This is a genomic window from Actinacidiphila sp. bgisy145, from assembly GCF_057708125.1.
In genome coordinates this window covers 23469-49324 of sequence record NZ_JBYIRL010000035.1, presented here as the reverse complement: position 1 = coordinate 49324, position 25856 = coordinate 23469, and the positions used below count along the sequence as shown (strand labels likewise).

The following is a 25856-nucleotide window of genomic DNA, read 5'->3' as shown; positions in this document are numbered from 1 at the left end:
GCAGGGCCGGTACGCCGGTACGCAGAGGGCCGGTGGGGGCGCGCGGGCGCCACCACCGGCCCTCTGCCGCGGCCCCGGGTCACACCAGGGACGCGGCCGCCCACGCGGCCACCGCGGCCACCACCAGCAGGGCGACGTTGAGCCCGATCTCCCGCACCTCCCCGCGCGACAGGTGCAGCGCGCCGGCCCCGACCTGCACCAGGGCCAGGCCGATCGCGGCCGCGACCGCGAGCCCGACCGCCACACCGGTCAGCGGCGGCAGCAGCAGCCCGAGCGCCCCGAGCACCTCCACCGCCCCGATCGCCCTGACCCGCGCCATGGGCACCTGGTCGACCCACCCCATCATCGGCCGCAGCCGATCCCGGTCCTGCACGAGCTTCTTGCCGCCCGAGTAGGCGTAGAACACCGCGAGCAGCACCGCCAGCACCCAGTACGCGACATGCACGGCAACCCCCAATGGTTACGAACCGTAAGTTGCCCCATCATGGGTGACCGTCGGAAGCCTTACAAAAGGCACACGCGTGTGCTCAACGCACACCGGACGTGCCCCGCACGACACCTGGAGGAGCGCCTTGGCGCGCTACGAGCACACCTGCATGATCCGCGGCGACGGCGGCCGGGCGATCCGCGCGATCCTGGACCGGATCTGCGACAAGTGGACGATGCTGGTCGTGGCCACGCTCGACGGCAACCGGATGCGCTTCACAGAGCTGCACCAGCACATCCCCGGCATCTCCCAGCGGATGCTGACCCTGACGCTGCGCAACCTGGAGCGCGACGGCCTGGTCTCCCGCACCGCCTACGCCGAGGTCCCGCCGCGCGTGGAGTACGCCCTCACCGACATGGGCAAGAGCCTGATCCCGCCCGCCTTGACCCTCGCGAGCTGGGCGATCGAGCACAACGCCGCCATCGAGGAGAGCAGGACCCAGTACGGCGACCGGCCCCGCTGAGCACCTCGACGGCGGCGTGCGGGCTGCTTCCTGCCGGGGACCTCGCGCTACTCCTCCACCATCAGGCCGCGGCGCAGCCTGGCGAGGGTGCGGCTGAGCAGCCGGGAGACGTGCATCTGCGAGATGCCCAGCTCCTCGCCGATCTCCGACTGGGTGAGGTTGCCGACGAAGCGCAGCGACAGGATGGTCCGGTCCCGGGCCGGCAGCTTGGCGATCAGCGGCCTGAGCGACTCGACGTACTCCACGCCCTCCAGGTCGTGGTCGTCGTACCCGATCCGGTCCGCGAGCGCGCCCTCCGGGTCGTCCTCGGCGGGCTGGGCGTCCAGGGAGCTGGCGGTGTAGGCGTTGCTCGCCGCCATGCCCTCGATCACCTCGTGCTCGGGCAGGTCCAGCCGGTCGGCCAGCTCCCGCACGGTCGGGGTGCGGTCGAGCTGCTGGGCGAGCTCGTCACCGGCCTTGGCCAGGTCCAGCCGCAGCTCCTGAAGCCGCCGCGGCACCCGGACCGACCAGGAGGTGTCCCGGAAGAACCGCTTGATCTCGCCGACGATCGTCGGCATCGCGAAGGTCGGGAACTCCACCCCGCGGGCCAGCTCGAACCGGTCGATCGCCTTGATCAGGCCGATCGTGCCGACCTGGACGATGTCCTCCATCGGCTCGCTGCGGCTGCGGAAGCGGGAGGCGGCGAACTTCACCAGCGCGAGGTTCAGCTCCACGAGCGTGTTGCGGACGTAGCTGTACTCGCCGGTGCCCTCCTCGAGGGCCTGCAACCGGCCGAAGAGCGTCTTGGACAGCGCCCGGGCGTCGACCGGGCCGATCTCCTCGTAGGGCGGGATCTCGGGCAGCCCGTCGAGCTCGAGGTCGAAGTGACCGGGGTCGAGATGGCCTGGGCCGCCCCCCTGCTGCTCCTGGTCCTGGTCCGGGCCGAGCCGGGGTGTCATGCGCTCATCCCTCTCTTGCGGCGCGGGTGGTCTTTCCTCTGCCGTACTCCAGCCCTACCGCCATTCGGCGGTATGCCGCAAGTCCGGGGCCTGCACGGCCGACTACCGCGCGCAACCCGGAACGGTTATGGTCAGGCTCGCGTCACCCTAGGGACGCAGGGTGTGTGACCAGGGACGCGGCGAGGAGAACAGATGGACCACGAGGCGGTGGGCACCGCCGATCTCGGCCGAAGGCTGCGCGTCGACGTACGGCAGCACGGCAGCAGTACGGTCTTCACCCCGTCGGGAGAGCTCGACCACTACACCGCCGACCTGCTCGCCGGGCCGATCACCACGGCCGTCGAGCAGGGCGCGACCCGGCTGGTGGTGGACTGCTCGGGCCTGGAGTTCTGCGACTCCACCGGGCTCAACGTGCTGCTCGGGGCACGGCTCCAAGCCGAGGCGGGCGGGGGTTCGGTGCACCTCGCGGCCATGCGGCCGACGGTCGCGCGGGTATTCGAGATCACCGGCGCAGACGCGGTGTTCAGCGTGCACGAGACACTCGACGAGGCACTCCAGGAGTAGCCGGGCGGGGGAGGGGGGCAAGCTGCATGAGAGGGATCAGCCGGTTCGCAGACGCATTGGTCACGCGGGAGGCGTGTTCCCGGAGATCGACCGGGCAGAAGAACGTTCGGACCCAGCCGGACATCCGTGAGGTGAGGCCAAGATGAGCACCACCCGGCCGTACGCCGCGGGTGACCGCGCTCCCGACGCGGGCGACGGCGAGAGCGGCGCCGAAGCGCGGTCGACCGCACCCGAGCCGGTGCGGCGGCTGGCGCTCTCCGGGGAGAGCGGCATCGTGCCGCGCGCCCGGGACTTCACTCGCCAGGCGCTGCGCGAGTGGGGCTGGCTGCCCGGCTCCACCGCGGACCGCCGGGCCGCCGCCGAGGACGTGCTGCTCGTGGTCTCGGAGCTGGTCACCAACGCGTGCCTGCACGCCGGCGGCCCCGACGAGCTGCGGCTGCTGCGCAGCGGCAAGGCGCTGCGGCTGGAGGTCACCGACGGCGGCCGCGGCGAACCCGCGCCGCGCTCCCCGCACCGCGCGGGGCGCCCCGGCGGCCACGGCATGTTCATCGTGCAGCGGCTCTGCCTGGACTGGGGCGTGGTCCGCGACGGCGACCGCCCGGGCAAGACCGTGTGGGCGGAGCTGGCGGCCCCGCAGTAGCCCCTCCGGCGCGCTGTCGGGCGGTCGGCGGTATCTGTTGCCCACTGCGGGGCCGCCGGGCCGTCAGAAGGGCGGCCAGGCCCCTTCCTGCGGCCGGTCGGGCCGCCGGGCGCGGGTGTGCCCGACGGCCCAACCGTCGGGCTCACCCGTCGAGCTGCCCGATCGTGGCCACCGACGGGCCCCGCTGCGTGCGCAGGGCGGCGGCCGCCGACTCCGCGTCGCGCAGCACCCGTACCGCGTTGTGCCAGGTGAGCTTCGCGATGTCGGTGTCGGACCAGTTGCGGCCGAGCAGTTCGGCGACGAGGTGGGGGTAGCCGGCCACGTCGGCGAGGTCGGTGGGGGTGAACGCGGTGCCGTCGAAGTCGCCGCCGATGCCCAGGTGGTCGATGCCCGCGACCTCGCGCATGTGGTCGAGGTGGTCGGCGACGGTGGCCGAGGTGGCGGCCGGCCGCGGGTGCACCGCTTCGAAGGCGTGCTGCACCGCCATGCCCGCCGGGGTGGTGTCCAGGGGGTGCAGGCCGTGGGCGCGCATGTTCGCGTCCGCTTCCTGGGTCCACTCGATCGCGGCGGGCAGGATGAACTTCGGCACGAAGGTGGCCATCGCCACACCGCCGTTGCCGGGCAGCAGGGCGAGCACGTCGTCGGGGATGTTCCGCGGGTGGTCGCACACCGCGCGCGAGGAGGAGTGCGAGAACAGCACCGGCGCCTGCGCCACCCGCAGCGCGTCGCGCATCGTGTCGGGGGCGACGTGCGAGAGGTCCACCAGCATGCCCAGCCGGTTCATCTCGCGCACCACCTCCTCGCCGAAGGCGGTCAGGCCGTGCGCGGCGGGCTCGTCGGTCGCCGAGTCCGCCCACGGGGTGTTGTCGTTGTGGGTGAGCGTCATGTAGCGCACCCCCAGCGCGTACAGGGCGCGCAGCGCGGCCAGCGAGCAGTCGATGGAGTGCCCGCCCTCGGCACCCATCAGGGACGCGATCCGGCCCGAGGCGCGTGCCGCCTCCATGTCGTCGGCGGTGGTCGCCAGCAGCAGGTCGTCGGGGTGGCGCTCGGCCAGCCGGCGCACCACGTCGACCTGTTCGAGGGTCGCGGTCAGCGCGGCGCCGCCCTTGAGCGACACCGACACGTAGACCGACCAGAACTGCGCGCCCACCCCGCCGGCCCGCAGCCGCGGCAGGTCGGTGTGGGTGCGGGCGCTCTGATCGGCGGTGAGGTCGAACCGGTCCAGGTCGTACGCGACCTGCTCGCGCAGCGCCCACGGCAGGTCGTTGTGGCCGTCCACCACGGGGTGGGCGGCCAGCAGGTCACGGGCGCGGTCGAGGCGGCGGTCCACAGGGGCTCCAAGTGCGTTGCGGGGGTGCGCGCCCACCGGGCACGCACCCCTCGACGGGCGGCGGTCCGCGGCGGCTACCGGGCGAAGCCGAAGCCCGCGGTCCCCTTCACCTTCGCACGCAGCCGGTCGCCCTTCTCCGTGGCCTGCTCGGTCAGCGACGTCTGGAACTCGGTCATCCGCGCGCGCAGCTCCGCGTCATGGGCGGCCAGGATGCGTACGGCCAGCAGCCCGGCGTTGCGCGCACCGGCCACCGACACCGTGGCGACGGGCACGCCCGCGGGCATCTGCACGATCGACAGCAAGGAGTCCATGCCGTCCAGGTACTTCAGCGGCACCGGCACCCCGATCACCGGCAGCGGGGTGACCGCGGCCAGCATCCCCGGCAGGTGGGCGGCGCCGCCCGCGCCCGCGATCAGCGCCTTCAGGCCGCGGTCGGCGGCCTGCTCACCGTAGGCGACCATCTGGTGCACCATCCGGTGCGCGGAGACCACGTCGACCTCGTAGGGCACCGAGAACTCGTCCAGGGCCTCGGCCGCGGCCTCCATCACCGGCCAGTCGGAGTCGGAGCCCATCACGATGCCGACGGCGGGGGACGGCGCTTCACTCATCGATGGTTCCTCGCAGGTAGCCGGCCGCGTGGTCGGCGCGCTCGCGCACGTCGGCCAGGTCGTCGCCGTAGGTGTTCACGTGGCCGACCTTGCGGCCGGGCTTCACGTCCTTGCCGTACATGTGGATCTTCAGGCCCGGGTCGCGCGCCATGCAGTGCAGGTACGCCGGGTACATGTCGGGGTAGTCGCCGCCCAGGACGTTGGCCATCACCGTCCAGGGCGCGCGGGGGCGCGGGTCGCCGAGCGGCAGGTCGAGCACGGCGCGCAGGTGGTTGGCGAACTGCGAGGTGACCGCGCCGTCCATGGTCCAGTGGCCGCTGTTGTGCGGGCGCATGGCGAGTTCGTTGACGAGCACCTCGGAGCTGCCGTCCGGGCGGCGCACCTCGAACAGCTCGACCGCCAGGTGCCCGACCACACCCAGTTCGGCGGCGACGGTCAGCGCCAGCTGCTGCGCGGCGGCGGACAGCACGTCCGGCAGCCCGGGCGCCGGCGCGATCACGGTGTCGCACACGCCGTTCACCTGGATCGACTCGACCACCGGGTAGGCGACCGCCTGGCCGTGCGGCGAGCGCACCACGTTGGCGGCCAGCTCGCGGACGAAGTCCACCTTCTCCTCGGCGAGCACCGGCACCCCGGCCTTGAACGGCTCGGCGGCCTCCGCCTCGGAGCGGACGACCCACACGCCCTTGCCGTCGTATCCGCCGCGGGCGGTCTTCAACACCACGGGGAAGCCGTCGCCCTCGGCGGCGAAGCGCACCACGTCGGCGGGGTCGGCCACGACCCTGTTGCGCGGGCAGGGCACGCCGATCTCGGCGAGGCGGCGGCGCATGACCGCCTTGTCCTGGGCGTGCACCAGGGCGTCGGGCCCGGGCCGCACCGCGATGCCGTCCGACTCCAGGGCGCGCAGGTGCTCGGTGGGCACGTGCTCGTGGTCGAAGGTGATCACGTCGCAGCCCGCGGCGAAGGCACGCAGAGTGTCCAGATCCCGGTAGTCGCCGACGGTCACGTCGGACACGACCTGGGCGGCGGAGTCCTGCGGGGTGTCGCTGAGCAGGCGGAAGCGGATGCCGAGGGGGATGCCGGCTTCGTGGGTCATACGGGCGAGCTGGCCGCCGCCGACCATGCCGACTACGGGAAATGTCACGGTGAGGGTCCTGCCGGTGGTACGGGGGCTGGGTGCTGTCCAGGATATCCGCCGGCCGCCGGACGGAACTCACGGCCTTCGCAGGCCGTCTTCCTCCCCGAGGCAGCTAGGCTGTGGTCGAACCGTCGCCATCCGGCGCCCCGATCCCACCAGGAAGCCGAGTCCCCAGACCCCGACAGAACCAGGCCCAGCGACATCATGAGCGGACTGCGCGCACTGCGATCGAAGCTTGCCCTGATCTACCGCGAGATCGCCAAGTTCGGCGCGGTCGGCGCGGCGGGTGTGCTCGTCAACATCGGCGTGTTCAACCTGGTCCGGCACAACACGGGGTTGCAGACGGTACGCGCCAGCATCGTGGCCACCATGGTGTCGATCGTCTTCAACTACGTCGGCTTCCGGTACTTCACCTACCGCGACCGGGACCGGGCGGGCCGCACCAAGGAGCTCAGCCTCTTCCTGTTCTTCAGCATCATCGGCCTGGTGATCGAGAACGGCGTGCTCTACGCGGCGACGTACGGCTTCGGCTGGGACACCCAGTTGCAGAGCAACGTGTTCAAGTTCGCCGGTATCGGGGTGGCCACCCTGTTCCGCTTCTGGTCCTACCGCACCTGGGTGTTCCGGCGGCTGCCGGCCCGCGAGGCGGTGGAGCAGGCGGAGTCGTTCCTCACCGCGGCCGGGCCCGCGAAGCGGGACAAGGTCGGCAAGCAGAAGCGGGCGGCCGCCGACCGGATCGGCTAGGGTCCCGCGATCGCCGCACCGAACCCCCCGGGCCGCCGCCTGCCCCAGCGCCTCAGCTGATGACCTCCTGGCGCGGTGGCGGCGGGGTGATCTCCTGGGCGAGGAAGAGGGCGAAGACCGGTGGCCGCTGCTGGAGCAGTTCCAGCCGCCCGCCGTCCGCCTCGGCGAGGTCGCGGGCCACCGCGAGGCCGAGCCCGGTGGAGTTGCGGCCGCTGACGGTCCGCTCGAAGACCCTGGCGCCCAGGTCCGGCGGCACCCCGGAGCCGTCGTCCGACACCTCCACCACGGCCTGGTTGCCGGTCACCCGGGTGTGCAGGGCGAGGGTGCCGGCGCCGTGCATCAGCGAGTTCTCGATCAGGGTGGCGAGCACCTGGGCGACCGCGCCCGGGGTGCCGACCGCGCGCAGCCCGCGGGTGCCGGACAGCTCCACGGCGCGCCCTTCGTTCTGGTAGGCCGGCCGCCACTCCTCGACCTGCTGCCGGATCACCTCGTCGAGTTCGAAGTCGACCGCGGAACCGCTGCGCGGGTCGCGTGAGTTGGTCAGCAGCCGCTGCACGACGTCGGTGAGGCGCTCGACCTGGCCCAGCGCGATCGCCGCCTCCTCCTTCACCGCCTCGTGGTCGTCGGCGCTGTCCATGATCTCCTCCAGCCGCATGGACAGCGCGGTCAGCGGGGTGCGCAGCTGGTGGGAGGCGTCGGCGGCGAGCCGGCGTTCCGCGGTGAGCATCCGGCCGATGCGCTCGGCGCTGGCGTCCAGTACGTCCGCGATCCGGTCGAGTTCCGGCACCCCGTAGCGGCGGTGGCGGGGGCGCGGATCGCCCGAGCCGAGGCGCTCGGCGGTCTCCGCGAGGTCGGTGAGCGGGCTGGCCAGCCGCCGTGCCTGGCGCATCGCCAGCACCACCGCGGCCAGCACCGCCAGCAGCGCCACCGCGAGGATCACCAGCAGGGTGCGGCCGATCTGCCGGCTGACGGTGGAGCGCGACTCCTCCACGGTGACGGACTCGCCGTGGTCGCCGCGCTGCGTGGACTTCAGGACCGCGCCCGAGGGCCGGTCGCCGAGGTGCACCTCGGGCCGTCCGGGCACCCGGACGAGCGCGTACCGGTTGTCGGCGATCTGCCGGTCCAGGCCCTTGGCGTCGACCGACTCACCGGCCAGGATGCGGTTCTCCACGATCCCGGTGAGCCGGACCGCCTCGGACTGCACGCCGTCCTGGGCGCTGCTCTGGATGGTCCGCGCCTCCACGATCACCAGGGAGATGCCGAAGACGGCGATCACGACGAGCACCACGGCCAGCGTGGAGGTGATCAGGCGGCGGCGCATCGAGCGGGCGGGTCAGTTCTTCTCGAAGCGGAAGCCGACGCCGCGGACGGTGGCGATGTAGCGCGGGTTGGCCGCGTCGTCGCCGAGCTTCTTGCGCAGCCAGGAGATGTGCATGTCCAGGGTCTTCGTCGACGACCACCAGGTGGTGTCCCACACCTCGCGCATCAGCTGCTCGCGGGTGACCACCCGGCCGGCGTCCCGCACCAGGACCCGCAGCAGGTCGAACTCCTTGGCGGTGAGCTGGAGTTCGTCGTCGCCCATCCAGGCGCGGTGCGACTCGACGTCGATCCGCACCCCGTGCGTGGAGGGCTGGGCGGACTCGGTGGTGCCGCGCCGCAGCAGGGCCCGGACCCGGGCGAGCAGTTCGGCGAGGCGGAACGGCTTGGTGACGTAGTCGTCGGCACCGGCGTCCAGGCCGACCACGGTGTCCACCTCGTCGGCGCGCGCGGTGAGCACCAGGACGGGGAAGGCGTGTCCCTCCGTGCGGATGCGGCGGCACACGTCCAGACCGTCCATGCCGGGCAGGCCCAGGTCGAGCACCACCAGGTCGACCGCGCCGAGCAGCGCGGTCTCCAGCGCGGCGGGTCCGTCCTCGCGCACCTCGACCTCGTACCCCTCGCGGCGCAGGGCGCGTGCGAGCGGTTCCGAGATGGATGCGTCGTCCTCGGCGAGAAGTACGCGGGTCATGGGCTTGATGGTAGTCCGCGCCGGGCCCTGGCGGCCCGGTGGTCCACAGACCCGTGGCGGCGGCCGGTCAGAGCACCTTGCGGCGGATCAGGGCGCTCAGGGTCAGGGCGGCGGGCAGCAGCGGCAGCCACACGGTGACGATCCGGAAGGCGAGCACCGCCGACGCGGCCGCCCCGGTGGGGGCGCCCGCGGCGACCAGGGCGATCGCCAGGGCCGCGTCCACCGAGCCGATGCCGCCGGGGGTGGGCACCAGGGCGGCCGCGCAGGTGGCGGCGAGGTAGGCGAGCGCGACGGGCACCGGCGCGACCGGCAGGTCGAGGGCGCGGGCGACGGCGGCCATCGACACGGCCTGGATCAGCGGGAAGACCAGCGAGCCGCCCCACAGCGCCAGTGCGCGCTCCGGCCGCGCGTGCAGGGTGCGGGCGTCGGCGAGCGCGTCGGTGACGAACCCGGCGGCCGCGCGGCGCAGCGAGCCGGCGAGCACCAGGGTGAGGACGGCCGCGGCGGTCACCGCGGCGGCCGCCGCGGCCAGCAGCAGGAGCCCGTCCCCGTCCGGCAGCAGGCCCTTGGCGTGCAGGGCGTGCGGATTGGCGGCGAGCAGCACCAGCAGCAGGCCCACGCGGCAGCAGGACTCGGCGAGCGAGTACAGCGCGAGGGCGGCCGTCGCGCGGGCCAGCGGCACCCCGTTGACGCGCAGGAACCGCAGGTTGACCGCGCTGGCGCCGAGCCCGGCGGGGGCGAGCTGGCCGGCGGCGGTCGCCGCGAACTGGGTGGCCAGCAGCGGGAGCCGGGGCAGGGGTTCCAGGACGGTGCCCTGGCGGGCGACGGAGTTGGCGGCCCAGCCGAGGCCGGTGCAGGCCAGCGCCGCCAGCAGCCAGCCGGGGTCGGCGGCGACCAGGTCGTGCCCGCCCGACACCATCAAGGAGCGGTGCGCGAGCGCCCACACGCCGACCAGGACGGCCGGCACGAGCCCGGCGGCGGTACGCAGCGGCAGGCGCCGCCACAGGGCCCTGCCGGCCCGTCCGGGCCGGTCCTGGGCCTCCTCCTCGGCGGCGGTGTCCGCGCTGCTCGTGCCGGCCGCGGGCGGGCCGGGCGCCGGGACGCGCGTCCTGCGGCGGACCCTGGCAGGCGTCCGCGGCATCGCACCCGCCCCCCGCCCCGCTCGTCACCGGCCCGGCGCCGGCCGGTCGCCGGCTGCCGGACCCGGCCGGGCGGCCGGGTCCGATCGCAGCATCGCGGGGCCGGGCTACGGCGGGGATACGCCCAGGCCACGGATGGGACACGTCCTGGCGTCGGGCGGGCCGGGCGCCGCGCGGCCGGGTCCTACTGATGTCTGACGGGCGCCGACGAGTGCCCGGTCAGCAGGCGCACAGGCAGAAGGGGTGGCCCGCCGGGTCGGCGTACACCCGCCAGTTGCGCGTGCCGCCCTGGTCGCCCTCGAGCAGGGTCGCGCCCAGGGAGAGGACCTGCTGCTCGGCGGTGTCCATCTGCTCGCGTGGCACCGCGATGTCCAGGTGGAACTGCTGCGGCCGCTCCGGGTCCGGCCAGGCCGGTGCCCTATGGGCGGGGGCGAGCTGGAAGGACAGCCGCTGCCCGTCCTCGCGGTTGAGGTCGACCCAGGTGCTGTCCTCGGCGTCGACGGTGCCGCCGACCAGTTCCGCGTAGAAGGCGGCGAGCGAGGCGGGGTCCGGGCAGTCGAGGACGACAGCGCCGAGGGTGCCGATCATGCGGGCTCCATAAGGTGTCAGGCGGCCCGGGAGCGTTACCTGCTTCCGGTCCTTGCTGGTAACCGTTACCTCATGATGGCGGTATTGGGGTAACGCTGCAAGGCTGATTCGGCAGTAACGTTGCGGGGGTGGAGCAGCCCGGAGACCGCCATGCCGCACCCCAGTCGCTTCGGCTGGTGCAGGACCTGGTCAACACCGTCGACCTGGAGGACGCGGAATCCGACGCGCTGGGCAGCCCGGAGGCGCTGGCGGCATGGGCGCGCGAGCACGGGATCACCGCGGGCGGCGGCTTCGACTGGGCGGGGCTCGACATGGTCCTGACGCTGCGCGAGGCGCTGCGCGACGCCTGCTCCGCGCACGCGGGCACCGACATGGCGCCGGAGGCGGTCGCCGCGCTGGACGGGCTGCTGGCCGCGGCCCCGCTGCGGCTCGCGGTCGATGCGGCGGGCGCCGCCACGGTGGTGCCGGGCCCTACGGACGACGGCGTCGCGGCCCTGACCGCGCAGGTGGCCGCGGCGATCGCGGCGGCCGCCGCGGACGGCACCTGGCACCGTCTGAAGGCGTGCGCGGCCGACACCTGCCGCTGGGCCTACTACGACCGCAGCCCGGCCGGCCGCGGCCGGTGGTGCTCGATGGCGGTCTGCGGCAGCCGGGCGAAGATGCGGGCCTACCGCGGCCGGAAGTGAACGCGGCGGCGCACAGGCCACCCTGACACGCAGTCAGGCGGCGCCTGGGGCGGACGAGGCCGCGTGCCCCGCGTCGTTACGCGTTGGGGCGGCCCATCGCGCGGAAGGTCCAGCCCGCCTTGCGCCACAGCTCCGCGTCGAGCGCGTTGCGCCCGTCGAGGATGTGCAGCTGCCCGGCCACGTCGGCCAGCGCGACCGGGTCCAGGTCGCGGAACTCGCGCCACTCGGTGAGGTGCAGGACGATGTCCGCGCCGCGGACCGCGTCCAGGGCGCTGTCGGCGTACCCCAGGGTCGGGAAGAGCCGCCGGGCGTTGGCCATGCCCTTGGGGTCGTAGACGGTGACCTGGCCGCCCTGGAGGTGGATCTGGCCCGCGACGTTCAGCGCGGGGGAGTCGCGCACGTCGTCGGAGTCGGGCTTGAAGGCGGCGCCGAGCACCGCGATCCGGCGCCCGAGGAAGCTGCCGCCCAGCGCCTCGCGGGCCCACTCCACCATGTGGGTGCGGCGCCGCATGTTGACGGAGTCGACCTCGCGCAGGAAGGTCAGCGCCTGGTCCGCGCCCAGTTCGCCGGCCCGCGCCATGAACGCGCGGATGTCCTTGGGCAGGCAGCCGCCGCCGAAGCCGATCCCGGCGCGCAGGAACTTCTTCCCGATCCGGTCGTCGTGCCCTATGGCCTCGGCGAGCACCGCGACGTCGCCGCCGGCGGCCTCGCACACCTCGGCCATGGCGTTGATGAAGGAGATCTTCGTGGCGAGGAAGGCGTTCGCGGCGGTCTTGACCAGCTCGGAGGTCGGGTAGTCCGCGACGATGAACGGCGTCCCCTCCGCGATCGGCCCGCCGTAGACCTCCCGCAGCAGGGACTCGGCGCGCTCGCTGGCCACGCCGACCACGATCCGGTCCGGGTGCAGGGTGTCCTGCACCGCGAAGCCCTCGCGCAGGAACTCCGGATTCCAGGCCAGCTCGACGCCGTCGCCCGCCGGTGCCAGCTCGCGCAGCATCCCGGCCAGCCGGGCGGCGCTGCCGACCGGCACGGTGGACTTGCCCACCACCAGCGCGGGCCGGCGCAGGTGCGGCGCGAGCAGGCTGACGGCGCTGTCCACGTAGCTCATGTCGCAGGCGTACTCGCCCTGCTTCTGCGGGGTGTTGACGCAGACGAAGTGCACGTCGCCGAAGTCGGCGACCTCCTCCCACGACGTGGTGAAGCGCAGCCGCCCGCTGGAGCCCTCGATCCCGGCCACGTGCTTGGCCAGCAGGTCCTCCAGGCCGGGCTCGTACATCGGCACCCGGCCCTGGGCCAGGGTGGCGATCTTGCTCTCGTCGATGTCGAGGCCGAGCACCTCGAATCCCAGCTCGGCCATGGCGGCGGCATGGGTGGCGCCGAGGTAACCGGTGCCGATGACGGTGAGCTTCAGAGGCATGCGCCGAAGCATAGTCCGGACCGGCTCGGCCGAATCCAGCGTGCGGCGGCGGCCGAGGGGCCACAATGCGTCCATACGGCCACAGGCCAACCGGGGTGGGGGTGCGTCATGGCGTACGAGGCTGGACCGGACGGCACGGGCGAAGATCCGAACGCCTCCTCGGGCCCGGAGCAGGCACCCTCCGAACCCGCACCCTCAGACCCCCGAGGCCGGCCCGCCGAGCCCGACCCCGCACCCATGGACCCCCAAGGCGGGTCTGCCGAGCCCAGCCCCGAAGACCCCGCACCCAAGGACCCCGCACCCAAGGGCCCCGGCCCCGAGGACCCCGCGCCCGACCGGCGGGCGCGGCGGCGGCGCCGAACCCGCCGGGTGCTCTACGCCGCCCTGAGTCTGCTGTGCGTCGGCGCCCTGCTGATCGTCGGCACCGGCTACTGGGCCTACCACCACTACACCGGCCGGGTGCAGCGCATCCCCAACGCCTTCCCCACCGACGTGCCGCAGTCCGCGGTGCCGCAGCCGTCCCGCAGCGGCAGCCAGACGTTCCTGCTCGTCGGCCTGGACGCGCGGTCCGACCTGCCCACCACCGGCAAGGGCGCCAAGGCGCCCGAGTGGAAGCCGGGAGCCCAGCGCAGCGACACGATGATGCTGGTGCACATCCCCGCCGACCACAAGAACGCCTACGTCGTCTCGCTGCCCCGCGACTCCTGGGTGGACGTCCCCGGCCACGGCAGGGCCAAGCTGAACGCGGCCTTCTCCTGGGGCGGCCCGCCGCTGCTGATCGACACGGTGCAGCGCCTGACGAAGGTGCGGATCGACCACCTGATGGTGATCGACTGGAGCGGCTTCAAGAAGCTCACGGACGCGATCGGCGGGGTGGACATCACCGTCGACAAGACCGTCTCGCGGCGCAACGGCCCCGGCGGCGTGTGGACCGCGGGCACCCACCACATGGACGGCGCCGAGGCGCTGGACTACGTCCGCGAGCGCTACGGGCTGCCGCGCGGCGACCTCGACCGCACCCACCGCCAGCAGAACTTCCTGCGCGCCGTGCTCGGCAAGCTGCTGTCCACCGGCACCTTCACCAACCCGCTGAAGCTCAAGCGCACCCTCGACCAGGTCACTTCGGTGGTCAGCTTCGACGACCGGCTGACCGACGGCGACCTGCGCGACCTGGTGTGGCACCTGCGCGGGGTGCGGTCGAAGGACATGGCGTTCATGAACGCGCCGGTCGCGGGCTTCGACACCGTCGACAAGCAGTCGGTGGTGCTGCTGGACGCCAACGCCTCGGACGAGCTGTGGGAGGCGATGCGCAACGACACCATGGCGCACTACCTGGCGACCACCGACGGCGTCGACACCCTGGGCAAGAACGTGTCGTGATCGGCGCGGCCCGGTGTCGCCAACGTCACGCGGGGGAAAGATCACAGGCGCGGGCCCGTTGGCACCCGCCGCCCCGCAACCGTAGGGTTGCGGAGTTACTGAACGGTAGCAAACACTCGGGAGTGAGACTTCATGGCCGCAGCCGACTTCGACCTGTTCCGGACCTCTGAGGAGCACGAGATGCTCCGCGACGCCGTCCGGTCGCTCGCCGAGGCCAAGATCGCCCCCTTCGCCGCCGAGGTCGACGAGCAGTCGCGCTTCCCCCAGGAGGCGCGCGACGCCCTGGAGGCCAACGACCTGCACGCCATCCACGTACCCGAGGCGTACGACGGCTCCGGCGCCGACGCGCTGTCCACCGTGATCGTGATCGAGGAGGTGGCGCGGGTCTGCGCGTCGTCCTCCCTCATCCCGGCGGTCAACAAGCTGGGCTCGCTGCCGGTCCAGCTGTCCGGCTCCGAGGAGTTGAAGGCGAAGTACCTCGGCGCGCTGGCCCGCAAGGAGGGCATGTTCTCCTACGCGCTGTCGGAGCCGGACGCCGGTTCCGACGCCGCGGGCATGAAGACCCGCGCGGTGCGCGACGGCGACACCTACGTCCTCAACGGCGTCAAGCGCTGGATCACCAACGCCGGCGTCTCGGAGTACTACACGGTGATGGCCGTGACCGACCCCGAGAAGCGGTCGAAGGGCATCTCGGCGTTCGTGGTCGAGAAGGGCGACGAGGGCGTCTCCTTCGGCGCGCCCGAGAAGAAGCTCGGCATCAAGGGGTCCCCGACCCGCGAGGTCTACTTCGACAACGTCCGCATCCCCGCGAGCCGGATGATCGGCGAGGAGGGCACCGGCTTCGCCACCGCGATGAAGACCCTGGACCACACCCGCGTCACCATCGCCGCCCAGGCGCTCGGCATCGCCCAGGGCGCGCTGGACTACGCCAAGGGATACGTCCAGGAGCGCAAGCAGTTCGGCAAGGCCATCGCCGACTTCCAGGGCATCCAGTTCATGCTGGCCGACATGGCGATGAAGCTGGAGGCCGCCCGGCAGATCACCTACGCCGCCGCCGCCAGGTCCGAGCGCTCCGACGCCGACCTGACGTTCTTCGGCGCCGCCGCCAAGTGCTACGCCTCCGACGCGGCCATGGAGATCACCACCGACGCCGTCCAGCTCCTCGGCGGCTACGGCTACACCCGGGACTACCCGCTGGAGCGCATGATGCGCGACGCCAAGATCACCCAGATCTACGAGGGCACCAACCAGGTCCAGCGGATCGTGATGGCCCGTCAGCTCCTCAAGGGCTGAGCCCGCCGGCAGGAGTGGGCGCCACCGCGGGCCCGGCCGTTCCCGGCCGGGCCCGTGTGCAATTGCCGCCGGACCGGCGGGTGCGCTCGCGGGCGCGGCGGCCCGCCGGGCGGTGCGCGCGTAGGACGCCGTCGAGGGGTGCCGGGGTTCCCCGCGTCTCAACTCTGTAATAAACCCACACGGGGTCGCGACGGTTTGTGTGAACTTTGTGCACGTGGACAGGTTTAGCGGTCGATTTGCGACCAATTGACAAGCGGTTGCGGTCGCTTGTAGAGCTGTGTGGGCCATTGGCGGTGACCGGGGGGTCACTGTGTCACATGCCTGATGGCCATCCGCACTTCTGCTCCGATTTCTGTGAAGGGCAAACGTGTCCATATCCTCCCGCCGCACCTCCCTGACGGTGCGTTACGTAGGCGTTGCCTCCGCCGCAGTCGCGCTCGCGCTCGGCGTCGCAGGCACCGCGTCAGCCTGCAACATCAAGGACTTCTCGTTCACCGGCTCCGCCACCTGCGACCAGCAGAGCGGCAACGGCGTCATCACCGTGCACGACACCGACCGCACCCGTCCGGTCACGATCACGGTCAAGGACGGCAGCGGCAAGCAGGTCGCCCAGCAGAAGTACACCGACAGCGGTGACTTCACCATCTCGGTGCCGTGGTCCGCGGGCGCGCACTACCAGGTGCTCGCGTCCGTCCAGGGGTACTTCGACAACCAGTCGGTGGCCAACGGCGTCACCCTGCCGAACACCGAGTGCGGCGCGTCGGCGCCCACCTCGCCCGCCTCCCCGTCGGCGCCCGCGACCGCTCCCTCGGCCTCGCCCTCCACCTCGCCGTCGACGTCGGCCTCTTCCCCGGCGGCGTCCGACAGCCCGAGCGCCGTGGCGAGCACGTCCGTCGCCGCGGTGGCCGACACCAGTTCCCCGTCGCCGAGCGGCAACCTCGCCGAGACCGGTGGCGGTAGCAACACCGGGATGATCGCGGGCATCGCGGGCGCCCTGGTCGTCGTGGGCGGCGGCGCCGTCTTCGGTCTGCGCCGGCGCAGCGCTTCCGCGCGCCACTGATCCGAAGTCCGGTCACGGGTTCGTCCCAAGGACGCTCCGTGCATGTCCCCGACACGTTCGAGGGCGATACGCTGCGACGCCGCCGCCGGTCCGCCGGCGGCGGCGTCTTCGCATGTCAGCACGTCGAACACAATGGGGGTACGTCCATGGCCATTCGCAAGTCCACCATGCAGGAGCAGGTGGCGCAGGCCATCGCGCAGATCAACCCGGCCGACCGGCCGATCGCCACGATCCACGTCCAGACCGGCCCGAGCCCGTGGTTCATCGCGGCCATCGGCGCCATGGGGACGCTGTTCGTGAAGTACTACTTCGTCACGGTCACCGAGCAGGCCGTGGTCTTCCACAAGGCGGGCCGGATGAGCGCCCGTCCCAAGGAGCTGGTCGCCGCGATACCGCGGCAGGAGGCCGCCCGCCTCATCAGCGAGGTCCACCGCAACACCATGTGGAGCTCGCTGAAGTTCCAGCTGCCCGGCCAGCAGAAGCCGACCCGGCTGAACGTCGCCCGCTACTGGCGCAACGAACTGGACCAGTGGGTGCCCGCGGCCACCGGGATGCGCGCCGCGTGACGCACGGCAGCGGCCCCGGTACCCCCTCTCTGGCTCAAGGGGCCGGGGCCGCTGCCTGTGGGACTCCCGTACGAGGCGGGGCGCCGGTCAGCCGGTGGTGGTGCCGACGTCGACCTTCTCGTCCTGCTGGAGCTCGCCGAAGAGCTGCTTGGACTTCGTCTTGTCCCACAGCACCGAGTCGCCGTCGCCGGTCTGGTAGTTGGCGTTGGCTATCGGCACCGTCAGCTGCTTGCCGTCGCCGCCGCTGACGCCCTTCATCGCGAAGAACATGTGCGTCAGGTCGAGCAGGCTCATGTTCTTGTCCACCACCAGGGTGTCCAGACCCGAGCCGATCACCGGGTAGAGCTTGAACGGGTTCAGGATGGTGGACGGCGACGCCGCCTGGTGCGCCAGCGTGGACAGGAACTGCTGCTGGTGCTTCATGCGCCCCAGGTCCTGGTCCGCCTCCTGGTGCCGCTCGCGGACGTAGGCGAGGGACTCCTTGCCGTTGACCTTCTGGCAGCCCTTCTGCAAGTCAGCGCCCGACGCCTTGTCCTTCAGCGGCGCGTCCAGGCACAGCCGCACCCCGCCCAGGGCGTCGACCAGGTTCACGAAGCCGGAGAAGCCGATCTCCGCGTAGTGGTCGATGTGGATGCCCGTGTTGTACTCCACGGTGCGGGTCAGCAGCTCGGGGCCGCCGTCCGCGTACGACTTGTTGAGCTTGTGCGTGGAGGCCGGGTACTGCTTCTTCGTCTCCTTGCCGTAGAACGACGGGATCGTCACGTAGGAGTCGCGCGGCAGGCTCAGCATCGTGGTGCCGTTGCTGCCGGTGTGCAGGATCATCATCGAGTCGGTGCGCTGCCCGGAGTCGGAGCCGGTGTGCAGCTCCTTCTCCTGGGCCGCGGTCAGGCCCTCGCGGCTGTCGGAGCCCACGATCAGGTAGTTGGTGCCCTTGCCCTTGGCAGGAGCGCCCGCCTCCTTGTTGATCGCGCTCAGGTCCACCTCGCGGCGCACCTTGGAGTCGGCCCAGAAGTACGTGGAGACGGACACCACGAGCAGCACCACGACCAGGCCGAGCGCGGTGTAGCCGATCTTCCTGCGGGTGCTCCAGCGCGGCCCGCGCGGCCCCCGGCCGCCCGGTCCACCCGTGCTCGGCGGCCCGTAGCCGCCGGAGCCGGCGCCGGCGCCAGGCTGCGGGCCCGGCTGCGGCCGCCGTGCCTGCTGCGGCGGGACACCGCCGTGGGCGGCGGCTCGACGCGGCGACAGTTCAGGGGGCAGCGGCGGCTCGGAGAGCCTGCGCTGCTCGGTGTCATCGCTCCAACCGTTCATGCCCGCCAGTGTGCCCGGCCCCGGCGCGGGACCGGCAATCACCGGCGGTTCTGTGGCAGACCCGATGCATTCGGCCACCGGCCGTAGCGCTCCCGCGACAGAAGGGCACACGACCGCGACAGTCTTCACCACCGGCATACAGTTGACGGCGTGATCGACTCATCCGCGCCGGAACCCCTGCCCACCCCGCAGGTCCCGGTCCTCCCGGGGAAGCCCACCTCCGCCTCCCGCATCACGCTCTCCCACATCATGAGCGCGCACGACACCAACCTGCTGGGCACCGTCCACGGCGGCGTGGTGATGAAACTGGTGGACGACGCGGCCGGCGCCGTCGCGGGCCGCCACTCCGAGGGGCCGGCGGTGACCGGCGCCATGGACGAGATGGCCTTCCTCGCCCCGGTCCGGGTCGGCGACCTGCTCCAGGTGGAGGCCCAGGTGAACTGGACCGGCAAGACGTCCATGGAGGTCGGCGTCCGGGTCGTCGCCGAACGCTGGAACAAGGCCGGCCCCGGTGAGCAGGTCGCGACCGCCTACCTGGTCTTCGTGGCCGTCGACGCCGAGGGCAAGCCGCGCCCGGTGCCGCCGCTGATCTGCGAGAACGACCGGGACCGGCGCCGCTGGCAGGAGGCCCAGATCCGCCGCACCCACCGGCTGGCCCGCCGCCGCGCGATCCTGGAGCTGCGCCGCGAGCGCGCCGCGGAGGGCCTGGACGGCTGAGTCAACAGCCCACCGGGTCGGCGCTCTGACCCGATCCCGCGGCCTGCGGTGCCGGCTGTGTGGAGGCGGCCGGCTGCGGCGCCAGCGTGGTCACCGGCCGCACCGTACGGCCCTTGAAGTCCATGCCGAGGGTGACCTGCATCACCGGGCCCCGGCCCTTGTCCGGCACCAGCCGCGCCCCGGGCAGCGCGGCGGCCAGCGTCTTCACCGAGCGGTCCCACCGGGGGTCGTAGCGGATGGTGGTCTGCGCGGGGTGGCCGTCGGCGGTGGTGGCCAGCCCCGGGGTGACGAAACCGGTCGCGCGCAGGGCCCGCTGCACGCTGCCGGCCAAGCCGCTGACGCCGGTGGCGTTGGCGACGGTGACGCTGATCCCACCGGGGGCGACGTCGACCTTGACGGCCTTGGGGGAGGAGGAGCCCGCGGCGGACCCGTTCGCGCCGCCGGTCCCGGCGGAGGCGACGGTCCCGGTGGGCCGCGGCGCCGCGGACGGCTGCCGGGCCCCGGCGCGGTCCGCGGTCAGCGGCTGGTCGGCGCGGACCGCGGCCCACAGCTTCCCGGCCTTCGCGGTGTCCCACTTCACGGTGGAGCCGACCCCCGGCACGTGGTAGCTCAGATCGCTCAGCGGCACCGAGGCGTACTCCGACGACTTGGAGCTGAAGCCCTTCATGCTGCGGGCCAGCGAGATCAGGTCGGTCGGCCGCAACCCCTCGTCGGCGCGGACCGAGCCGAGCACGGTGCCGGCCACCTTCTCCAGCCGCATCGGGTTGGCCAGGGTGCCGCCCGAGGTGATCTTGTGGATGACCTGGGAGACGAACTGCTGCTGGCGCCGCATCCGCCCGAGGTCGGAGTCGGCGTCGATGTGCCGGGAGCGTACGTACTGAAGGGCCTGGCCGCCGTTGAGCGTGGTGGTGCCCACCGGCAGGTTCAGCCCGCTGTAGGAGTCCTTCAACGGGCGGGTGGTACACACCGGGACCCCGCCGAGCACGTCCACGGTCTTCATGAAGCTGACGAAGTCGACTTCCAGGTAGTGGTCGATGTGCACCCCGGTCAGCTTCTCGACCGTGCTGACGGTGAGCTTGGGGCCGCCGTCGGCGTACGCCTCGTTGATCTTCGCCGGGTGCGTCGGGACCAGCGGCCTGCCGCCCGCCGAGGTGGCGGTGGCGGTCGCCGCGGCCTTCCCGGCGCCCTGCCCCCGCTTCGCCAGGACGGCGGCCGGGCCCACGTCCGGCAGCTGTACGTAGGTGTCGCGCGGGATGGACACCACGCTCGCCCGGTCCCGGTCCTGCGAGAGGTGCACCAGCATGATCGTGTCGGTGCAGTGGCAGGGCGCTCCGCCCAGGTGGTACTGCTTCTTCTCCTGCGGGTCCAGCCCGTCCCGGCCGTCGGTGCCGACCAGCAGGAAGTTGGTGCCCTTGCTGCCGCCCGGCCGGTTCTGGATGCCGCCGAAGGCGTCCACCCGGTTGATCGCGCCGTTCAGCCCGGCCACCATCGCGTGGCCGACCCCGCTGGCGGTGATCACCAGCAGCGCCACCCCGCCCGCGATCCTGGTGCTCAGCCGCACCGGCGGCCTGCGCCGCGGCCGCCGCGGGCCCGCGGGCTGCGCGGCGGCCCTCCTCGTACCCGCCGGAACCCGCCCCGCCGGGCCGCGCCCCTGCCCGGTGGCCGGCGCCGGCGTCGGCGCCGGGACCGCGGCGCTGCGGCGGACACCGGACGGCGACTGGCGGCTTCGGGTGGGCGGCACGGGCGACCTCCGAACAGTTGCGGTGCGGCCGTCGCGACGGGGGCGCCGCCGGCGCGCTGCGACCCGGTTGGCCGCCTGAAGACCCGATCAGGCTAGAGACAAATAGGACTGTCAGTCTTCACCCCACGCGCTGGTGTCCCCCGTTAGCGGTAACGTTTGCCGGAATGAACGCCGTCACCCCCGCCGCGCTCCCGGCCGTCTCCGTGATCATGCCGGTGCTCGACGAGGAGCGCCATCTGCGCAACTCCGTCCGGCACATCCTGGCGCAGGACTACCCGGGCGAGCTCGAGGTCGTCATCGCGCTCGGCCCGTCCACGGACCGGACCGACGCGATCGCCGCGGAGCTGGTCGCCGAGGACCCGCGGGTCCACACCGTGCCCAACCCCACCGGCCGCACCCCCGCCGCCCTCAACGCGGCGATCAAGGCGTCCCGGCACCCGGTCGTGGTCCGCGTCGACGGCCACGGCATGCTCTCGCCGGACTACATCGCCACCGCCGTCCGGCTGCTGGACGCCACCGGCGCGGCGAACGTCGGCGGCCTCATGCACGCCGAGGGCGAGAACGACTGGGAGCGGGCGGTGGCCGCCGCCATGACGTCGAAGATCGGCGTCGGCAACGCGGCCTTCCACACCGGCGGCGCGGCGGCCCCCGCCGACACCGTCTACCTCGGCGTCTTCCGCCGCGAGGTGCTGGAGCGGCAGGGCGGCTACAACGAGGAGTTCGTCCGCGCCCAGGACTGGGAGCTGAACTACCGCATCCGCGAGGCCGGCCACCTCATATGGTTCTCGCCCGAACTGCGCGTGTCCTACCGCCCCCGGCCCAGCGTGCGGGCCCTCGCCAAGCAATACAAGGACTACGGCCGCTGGCGCCGGGTGGTGACCCGCTACCACCGCGGCTCGGTGAACCCGCGCTACCTCGCGGCCCCGACCGCCCTGGTCGCCAACGTGGCCGGACTTCTGCTCGGCGGCGGCACCACCCCGTGGGCGCTGCTCGTCCCGGGCGCGTACGTGGCGGGCATCACCCTCGGCTCGCTGCCGGCCGGCCGCGGCCTGCCGATCGGCGCCCGGCTGCGTATCCCGCTCGCGCTGGCCACCATGCACATGTGCTGGGGCTACGGCTTCCTGACCAGCCCGCGGTCGCTGGCCCGCCGGGTCGTCGCCAGCCGCCGGCCCGCCGTGACCGAGCCGGCCCCGGCCCAGCCGGCCGACGTGTAGACCCTCGGCCTTCCCTCAGCGGCGTACGGCGAGGGGCCCACCGGTGCTTAGGTTCCGGTGGGCCCCTCGTGCGTGCCGGTCGGTGAGCCCCCGGGTGCCCGGGGGCTCACGGTCAGAACTGGTAGACCGGCAGGATGTCCATGCAGCCCGTGGTGTCGGCGCCGTTGATGACGTCGGCGTCGTCGGGCACCGAGCCCGCCTTCGGCAGGGTCGCGCTGTAGTCGGTGCCGCTCTTCCAGTCCGAGCCGACGGTCAGGGTGATCGTCTGCACGTCGGAGGAGGCCTTGACGTCGTTCGACGGGATCTTCAGCGCCTTCGCCACCGACAGCGCGTCGGACTTGCTCTGCGCGCCGCCGCTGGAGGGGTAGTTCAGCACGGTGCTCTCGCGCGGCCCGGTGTCCTGGCTGGCCGCCGCCTGGGTGAAGCCCGCGGTGCCCAGCGCCTTGGCGAGTGCGCCGGCGCGGCCCGGGGTGGCGACGCCGTCGGCGCTGCCCGCGGTGCCGTTGACCACGGTGACCGGGATGCTCGCGGGCGCCTGCGCCGCCGGGCCGGTGGTCGCCGAGGGGGTCGGCGTGGCCGACGAGGTGCCGGTCTTCGCCTTGCCGTTGGCGTCCATCGCCACGTCGTTGCGCAGCAGCGACCAGACCGTCGAGGCGCTCGGCGCGGGCAGGTAGTGCGCGTTCGGGTCCTGGGGGTCCTCGATCCGCGGCATGGTCAGCATCGTGATCCGGTTCGGCGGGATCGTCTTGAGCTGCATGCCGAGGTCGTAGAGCTTCTTCGGGGTGCCGATCTCGGAGGACACCTCGAACGCGGACATCGCGGTGGTGGCGATCTTGTTGAGCTTCGCCGGGTCGGTGAAGAGGTTCTGGCCGCGCAGCTTGCGGATCAGTGAGCTCATGTACATGTGCTGCGCCTTCGAGCGGCCCGCGTCGCTGCCGAACGCGTGCCGGGTGCGCAGCCACTGGAGCGCCTGCTGGCCCTTGACGGTGTGGGTGCCCGCGGTCAGGTGCAGGTGCGAGCCGCCGGGCTGGGCCGCGGTCGCGTGGTCGTCGACGTTCTCCTTGACGCAGACGTCGACGCCGCCGACGACGTCGGCCATCTTCACCACGCCCGCGAAGTCGATGGTCAGCCAGTGGTCGATGTAGACGCCGGTGAGGTTCTGCACGGTGGCCAGGGTGCAGCCCGCGCCGCCGCGGCTGAGCGAGGCGTTGATGATGTCGTTCGTCTTCGCGTAGACCTTGTGCGTCTTGGGGTCGGTGCACTCGGGGATGTCCACCCGGGTGTCGCGGGGGATGCTCACCACCGACATGTTGCTGCGGTCGGCCGACAGGTGGGCGATCATGATCACGTCGGCCCGGGCGCCGGTCGCGTCCGCCGCGCCGCCGAGCTTCGCGTCCTCGGGGTCGGAGCGGGTGTCGGAGCCGAGGATCATGATGTTCATCGGGGTCTGGCCCGCGGAGTTCGCCTTGGACTTGGCGACGTTCGTCTTGCCGCTGCTGCGCTCGCCCTTGCGGATCTTGCCGGCGAGGTACTCGTAGTAGCCGTAGGCCGCGCCCGCGGTGCCGAGTACGGCCACCGCGACCACGATGGCCACCCAGCGGAACACCTTGCGCTTGCGGCTCCTGGTCTTGCGCCGCCCGCCGCGCCGGTGCCCGCCGCCGTGACCCGCGGCGCCGGCCGCGGCGCCGGACGGGGTGGGGCTGTCGCCGGAACCGCCGGGGCCGTCGAAGCCGCCGGAGCCGCTGGCACCTCCGGGGTCGCCGGCACCACCCGAGCCGTCGAAATAGCCGGAGCCGCCCGAACGCGGCCCGGGTATCGCGCCGTCGTGGAAGGAGCCCTGGTCCCAGTCCGGGCCGCCGGGGTCGGAAGCAGCCCCGTAGCCGGGCTCTCCCACCCTGCCGTCGCGCATACGGACTCCTCCGCTCACCGGTCCGGCTGGGGCAGCCGTCATCCCGTCTTCGTCGTCTGCTTATCAGACCGTCGTTTCGGATAGTCGTTTCAGACCGTCCATGACCGTCTCCTCAGACCGTCCTTATGTCAGACGGTCGGATGGCGGACATAGTTGCATGCGGGGGGCAGGACATACCGGGCCCGTCATCGCGGTGACGCGGTGGCCTATCCCACGCAGGAGGTGTCGTCCGCCGTGATCGACTTCAGGCCCTTGGGCGGGGTGGTGGGCGGGGCGATCGGCGTGCCCGGTTTGGTGTAGTCCGCGCCCAGGGTGAGCGACATGTACGTCAGCGGCGGCACGTCCTTGGTGCCCTCGATCAGCGCGGACGCGGGCAGGCCCATCATCGCGGCCAGCGAGCGGGCCTGGTCGGCCTGGTTCGGGGCGTAGCGCAGCGTCGTCTTCGCCGCGCGCGTCGCGGAGTCGCCGCCGTTGGCCGAGCGGTTGACGCCCTCGTCGTTCTGGAGCCAGAGGAGCACGTCCTGCGAGGCGCCGAACGAACCGGTGCCGTTGTAGACGGTCACGCGGGTGTTGTGCGGAGTGGCCTTGGCGCCGACCAGCTTGGGGTCCGTCCGGGCGGAGCCGTCCGACAGCGAGATGTCCTGCTTGACCACGCCGAACAGCTGCGTGGACTTCGCCTGGTCGATGACGACGGTGCGGTGCGTGCTGTCGTCCGGGTTCTGCTCGACCGGCAGTTCGGCGAGCGTGAAGTGCTTGCCGGCGACCTTGCCGAACTGGCCGGCCAGGGTGTCGAGCGCGCTGACGCTGCCGATCGGGGTGTCCACGGTCAGCACGCCCGCGGCCGTGGTGGCCAGCGCCTTGAGCTTCTTCGGGTCGGTCAGCGCCGAACCCGAGGTGGCGGTGCGGAACAGCGCGGCCAGGAACTGCTGCTGGACCTGCACCCGGGCCAGGTCGCCGCCCGCGGGCACACCGGACGAGCCGGGCAGTTCCTGTTCCGCGCGCACCAGCGCCAGCGCCTGCGCACCGGCCACCTTCTGCCGGCCCGCGCCCAGCGAGAGCCCGGTCGAGGCGTCGTGCAGCGGCTGCTTCAGGCACATCTCCACACCGCCGAGCGCCGTGGTCAGCCGCTGCACCGCGGCGAAGTCCACCATCACGAAGTGGTCCACGTGCAGCCCGGTGAGCTGGGAGACCAGCCGCATCGCGCAGCCTGCGTCGCGTCCGGCGAGCACCGTGGCGAACCGCTGCCCGCTCGCGCCCTTGACCACGGTGTCGCCCACCGGGCACTCGGGCACGTCGGTGACGAGGTTGGGCGGGATGCTCACCGCGGTGGCGTTGCTGCGGTCGGCCGACAGGTGCAGCAGCACCGCGGTGTCGGCCTGCCCGGTCGCGGCCGCGGTGCCGGACTCGTGGCCGATCCCGGCCCGGCTGTCGGTGCCGAGCATCAGGATGTTCATCTGACCGTTGGCGGAGAAGGAGGAGGTGCCCGCGTTGCCGACGTCCAGGGTGTGCACCACCGCACCGGACTTGTGGAACGCGGCGTAGCCGCCGACCCCGCCCGCGACGACCGCCAGGCCGATGACGCCGGCCGCCCACACCGTCGTCATGCTCCGGTGCTGCTTGGGCTTGCGGCGGCTGGGTGCGGCGGTGGCTCCGGTGGTGCCCGCGGCGCCCGCGGCCCGGGTCCCGCCCGCACGCCGGGAGCCGCGGCCGGCGGCGGCCCGGCGGCTGCCGGGCGGGCGCGGCGCGGCGGGCGGTGGTACGGGACCGGGTGCGGCCGCAGGTGCGGGCTCGGGTGCGGGTTCCGTCGCCGACTCGGCCGGTTCCAGCCGCAGTTGGTAGGTGCCCGTGACCGGGTCGAGCACCCATTGGTCAGCGGGGTCGACGTACTCGGAGCCTTGCGTGTCCACGGTCGCTCGGG

Annotated in this window: 25 protein-coding genes; 11 read left to right on the top strand and 14 right to left on the bottom strand. The window is 72.8% G+C overall.

The genetic code is table 11. The features are described 5' to 3' along the window. Positions 1-79: 79 nt before the first annotated feature. Positions 80-445: a DoxX family protein gene (locus AC3ERT_RS27620; protein ID WP_435177406.1), complete on the bottom strand. Its 366-nt coding sequence runs from the start codon at positions 443-445 to the stop codon at positions 80-82. A 127-nt stretch (positions 446-572) separates the two neighbouring features. On the opposite strand from AC3ERT_RS27620, the gene AC3ERT_RS27615 reads away from it, so the two are divergent. Further along, complete coding sequence (locus tag AC3ERT_RS27615; protein ID WP_335971128.1) at positions 573-950, top strand: winged helix-turn-helix transcriptional regulator; 378 nt, start codon at positions 573-575, stop codon at positions 948-950. A 47-nt stretch (positions 951-997) separates the two neighbouring features. Here the strand turns inward: AC3ERT_RS27615 and AC3ERT_RS27610 are convergent, their stop codons facing one another. Next, positions 998-1888: an RNA polymerase sigma factor SigF gene (locus AC3ERT_RS27610; RefSeq protein WP_335971130.1), complete on the bottom strand. Its 891-nt coding sequence runs from the start codon at positions 1886-1888 to the stop codon at positions 998-1000. A 192-nt stretch (positions 1889-2080) separates the two neighbouring features. On the opposite strand from AC3ERT_RS27610, the gene AC3ERT_RS27605 reads away from it, so the two are divergent. Together AC3ERT_RS27605 and AC3ERT_RS27600 are read left to right on the top strand one after the other, a co-directional pair. Beyond that, positions 2081-2452 carry an STAS domain-containing protein gene (locus AC3ERT_RS27605; protein WP_335971132.1) on the top strand — a complete coding sequence of 124 codons (372 nt, stop codon included), beginning with the start codon at positions 2081-2083 and terminating at the stop codon, positions 2450-2452. Between the two features lie 142 nt (positions 2453-2594). Further along, positions 2595-3092, top strand: a complete 498-nt coding sequence (locus AC3ERT_RS27600) for an ATP-binding protein (RefSeq protein WP_335971133.1) — start codon at positions 2595-2597, stop codon at positions 3090-3092. Between the two features lie 142 nt (positions 3093-3234). On the opposite strand, the gene AC3ERT_RS27595 is transcribed toward AC3ERT_RS27600, so the two are convergent. The 3 genes from AC3ERT_RS27595 to AC3ERT_RS27585 form a co-directional block, all read right to left on the bottom strand. After that, a complete protein-coding gene (locus AC3ERT_RS27595; RefSeq protein ID WP_435177404.1) occupies positions 3235-4422 on the bottom strand; it encodes a dipeptidase in 1188 nt (395 codons plus the stop codon). Between the two features lie 74 nt (positions 4423-4496). Next, the gene (gene purE / locus AC3ERT_RS27590; RefSeq protein WP_435177402.1) at positions 4497-5030 is read right to left on the bottom strand and encodes a 5-(carboxyamino)imidazole ribonucleotide mutase; all 534 of its coding nucleotides are present in this window, start codon (positions 5028-5030) and stop codon (positions 4497-4499) included. After that, positions 5023-6153 carry a 5-(carboxyamino)imidazole ribonucleotide synthase gene (locus tag AC3ERT_RS27585; RefSeq protein ID WP_435135493.1) on the bottom strand — a complete coding sequence of 377 codons (1131 nt, stop codon included), beginning with the start codon at positions 6151-6153 and terminating at the stop codon, positions 5023-5025. The genes purE and AC3ERT_RS27585 overlap by 8 nt, the downstream gene beginning before the upstream one ends. A gap of 219 nt (positions 6154-6372) precedes the next feature. Between AC3ERT_RS27585 and AC3ERT_RS27580 the strand changes: the two genes are divergently transcribed. Then, entirely contained in the window at positions 6373-6912 is a 540-nt protein-coding gene (locus AC3ERT_RS27580) for a GtrA family protein (protein WP_335971139.1), read from the top strand. A 52-nt stretch (positions 6913-6964) separates the two neighbouring features. Here the strand turns inward: AC3ERT_RS27580 and AC3ERT_RS27575 are convergent, their stop codons facing one another. From AC3ERT_RS27575 to AC3ERT_RS27560, 4 genes are all read right to left on the bottom strand, one after another. Further along, positions 6965-8233 carry an ATP-binding protein gene (locus AC3ERT_RS27575; protein ID WP_435135446.1) on the bottom strand — a complete coding sequence of 423 codons (1269 nt, stop codon included), beginning with the start codon at positions 8231-8233 and terminating at the stop codon, positions 6965-6967. A 12-nt stretch (positions 8234-8245) separates the two neighbouring features. Beyond that, the gene (locus tag AC3ERT_RS27570; RefSeq protein WP_335971143.1) at positions 8246-8920 is read right to left on the bottom strand and encodes a response regulator transcription factor; all 675 of its coding nucleotides are present in this window, start codon (positions 8918-8920) and stop codon (positions 8246-8248) included. 67 nt (positions 8921-8987) lie between these two features. Then, positions 8988-10061, bottom strand: coding sequence for a lysylphosphatidylglycerol synthase domain-containing protein (locus AC3ERT_RS27565; RefSeq protein ID WP_435177400.1), 1074 nt, complete (start codon positions 10059-10061; stop codon positions 8988-8990). A 217-nt stretch (positions 10062-10278) separates the two neighbouring features. Further along, positions 10279-10647 carry a VOC family protein gene (locus AC3ERT_RS27560; RefSeq protein WP_335971146.1) on the bottom strand — a complete coding sequence of 123 codons (369 nt, stop codon included), beginning with the start codon at positions 10645-10647 and terminating at the stop codon, positions 10279-10281. Positions 10648-10775: 128 nt separating this feature from the next. Between AC3ERT_RS27560 and AC3ERT_RS27555 the strand changes: the two genes are divergently transcribed. Next, a complete protein-coding gene (locus AC3ERT_RS27555) occupies positions 10776-11333 on the top strand; it encodes a CGNR zinc finger domain-containing protein (protein ID WP_435177398.1) in 558 nt (185 codons plus the stop codon). 76 nt (positions 11334-11409) lie between these two features. On the opposite strand, the gene AC3ERT_RS27550 is transcribed toward AC3ERT_RS27555, so the two are convergent. Then, a complete protein-coding gene (locus AC3ERT_RS27550) occupies positions 11410-12750 on the bottom strand; it encodes a UDP-glucose dehydrogenase family protein (protein WP_335971149.1) in 1341 nt (446 codons plus the stop codon). Positions 12751-12987: 237 nt separating this feature from the next. Here AC3ERT_RS27550 and AC3ERT_RS27545 point away from each other — a divergent pair, with 237 nt between their 5' ends. From AC3ERT_RS27545 to AC3ERT_RS27530, 4 genes are all read left to right on the top strand, one after another. Next, a complete protein-coding gene (locus AC3ERT_RS27545; RefSeq protein WP_435177396.1) occupies positions 12988-14130 on the top strand; it encodes an LCP family protein in 1143 nt (380 codons plus the stop codon). Between the two features lie 132 nt (positions 14131-14262). Next, positions 14263-15423, top strand: coding sequence for an acyl-CoA dehydrogenase family protein (locus AC3ERT_RS27540; RefSeq protein ID WP_335971152.1), 1161 nt, complete (start codon positions 14263-14265; stop codon positions 15421-15423). A 367-nt stretch (positions 15424-15790) separates the two neighbouring features. Continuing rightward, positions 15791-16483: an LAETG motif-containing sortase-dependent surface protein gene (locus AC3ERT_RS27535; protein ID WP_435177394.1), complete on the top strand. Its 693-nt coding sequence runs from the start codon at positions 15791-15793 to the stop codon at positions 16481-16483. A gap of 146 nt (positions 16484-16629) precedes the next feature. Continuing rightward, positions 16630-17049: a hypothetical protein gene (locus AC3ERT_RS27530; protein ID WP_335971156.1), complete on the top strand. Its 420-nt coding sequence runs from the start codon at positions 16630-16632 to the stop codon at positions 17047-17049. 87 nt (positions 17050-17136) lie between these two features. Here AC3ERT_RS27530 and AC3ERT_RS27525 read toward each other — a convergent pair whose 3' ends face one another. Next, positions 17137-18357 (bottom strand): LCP family protein, encoded by a 1221-nt coding sequence (locus tag AC3ERT_RS27525; protein ID WP_335971158.1) that lies wholly within the window; start codon positions 18355-18357, stop codon positions 17137-17139. A 249-nt stretch (positions 18358-18606) separates the two neighbouring features. On the opposite strand from AC3ERT_RS27525, the gene AC3ERT_RS27520 reads away from it, so the two are divergent. After that, complete coding sequence (locus AC3ERT_RS27520; protein ID WP_335971301.1) at positions 18607-19074, top strand: acyl-CoA thioesterase; 468 nt, start codon at positions 18607-18609, stop codon at positions 19072-19074. Between the two features lies 1 nt (position 19075). Here the strand turns inward: AC3ERT_RS27520 and AC3ERT_RS27515 are convergent, their stop codons facing one another. Continuing rightward, positions 19076-20815 (bottom strand): LCP family protein, encoded by a 1740-nt coding sequence (locus tag AC3ERT_RS27515; protein WP_435177392.1) that lies wholly within the window; start codon positions 20813-20815, stop codon positions 19076-19078. A 164-nt stretch (positions 20816-20979) separates the two neighbouring features. On the opposite strand from AC3ERT_RS27515, the gene AC3ERT_RS27510 reads away from it, so the two are divergent. Continuing rightward, complete coding sequence (locus tag AC3ERT_RS27510; protein WP_435135461.1) at positions 20980-22029, top strand: glycosyltransferase family 2 protein; 1050 nt, start codon at positions 20980-20982, stop codon at positions 22027-22029. Positions 22030-22141: 112 nt separating this feature from the next. Here AC3ERT_RS27510 and AC3ERT_RS27505 read toward each other — a convergent pair whose 3' ends face one another. Both AC3ERT_RS27505 and AC3ERT_RS27500 read right to left on the bottom strand, forming a co-directional pair. Beyond that, entirely contained in the window at positions 22142-23938 is a 1797-nt protein-coding gene (locus AC3ERT_RS27505; RefSeq protein ID WP_435135463.1) for an LCP family protein, read from the bottom strand. A gap of 206 nt (positions 23939-24144) precedes the next feature. Beyond that, positions 24145-25845 (bottom strand): LCP family protein, encoded by a 1701-nt coding sequence (locus tag AC3ERT_RS27500; RefSeq protein WP_435177390.1) that lies wholly within the window; start codon positions 25843-25845, stop codon positions 24145-24147. Between the last annotated feature and the right edge of the window lie 11 nt (positions 25846-25856).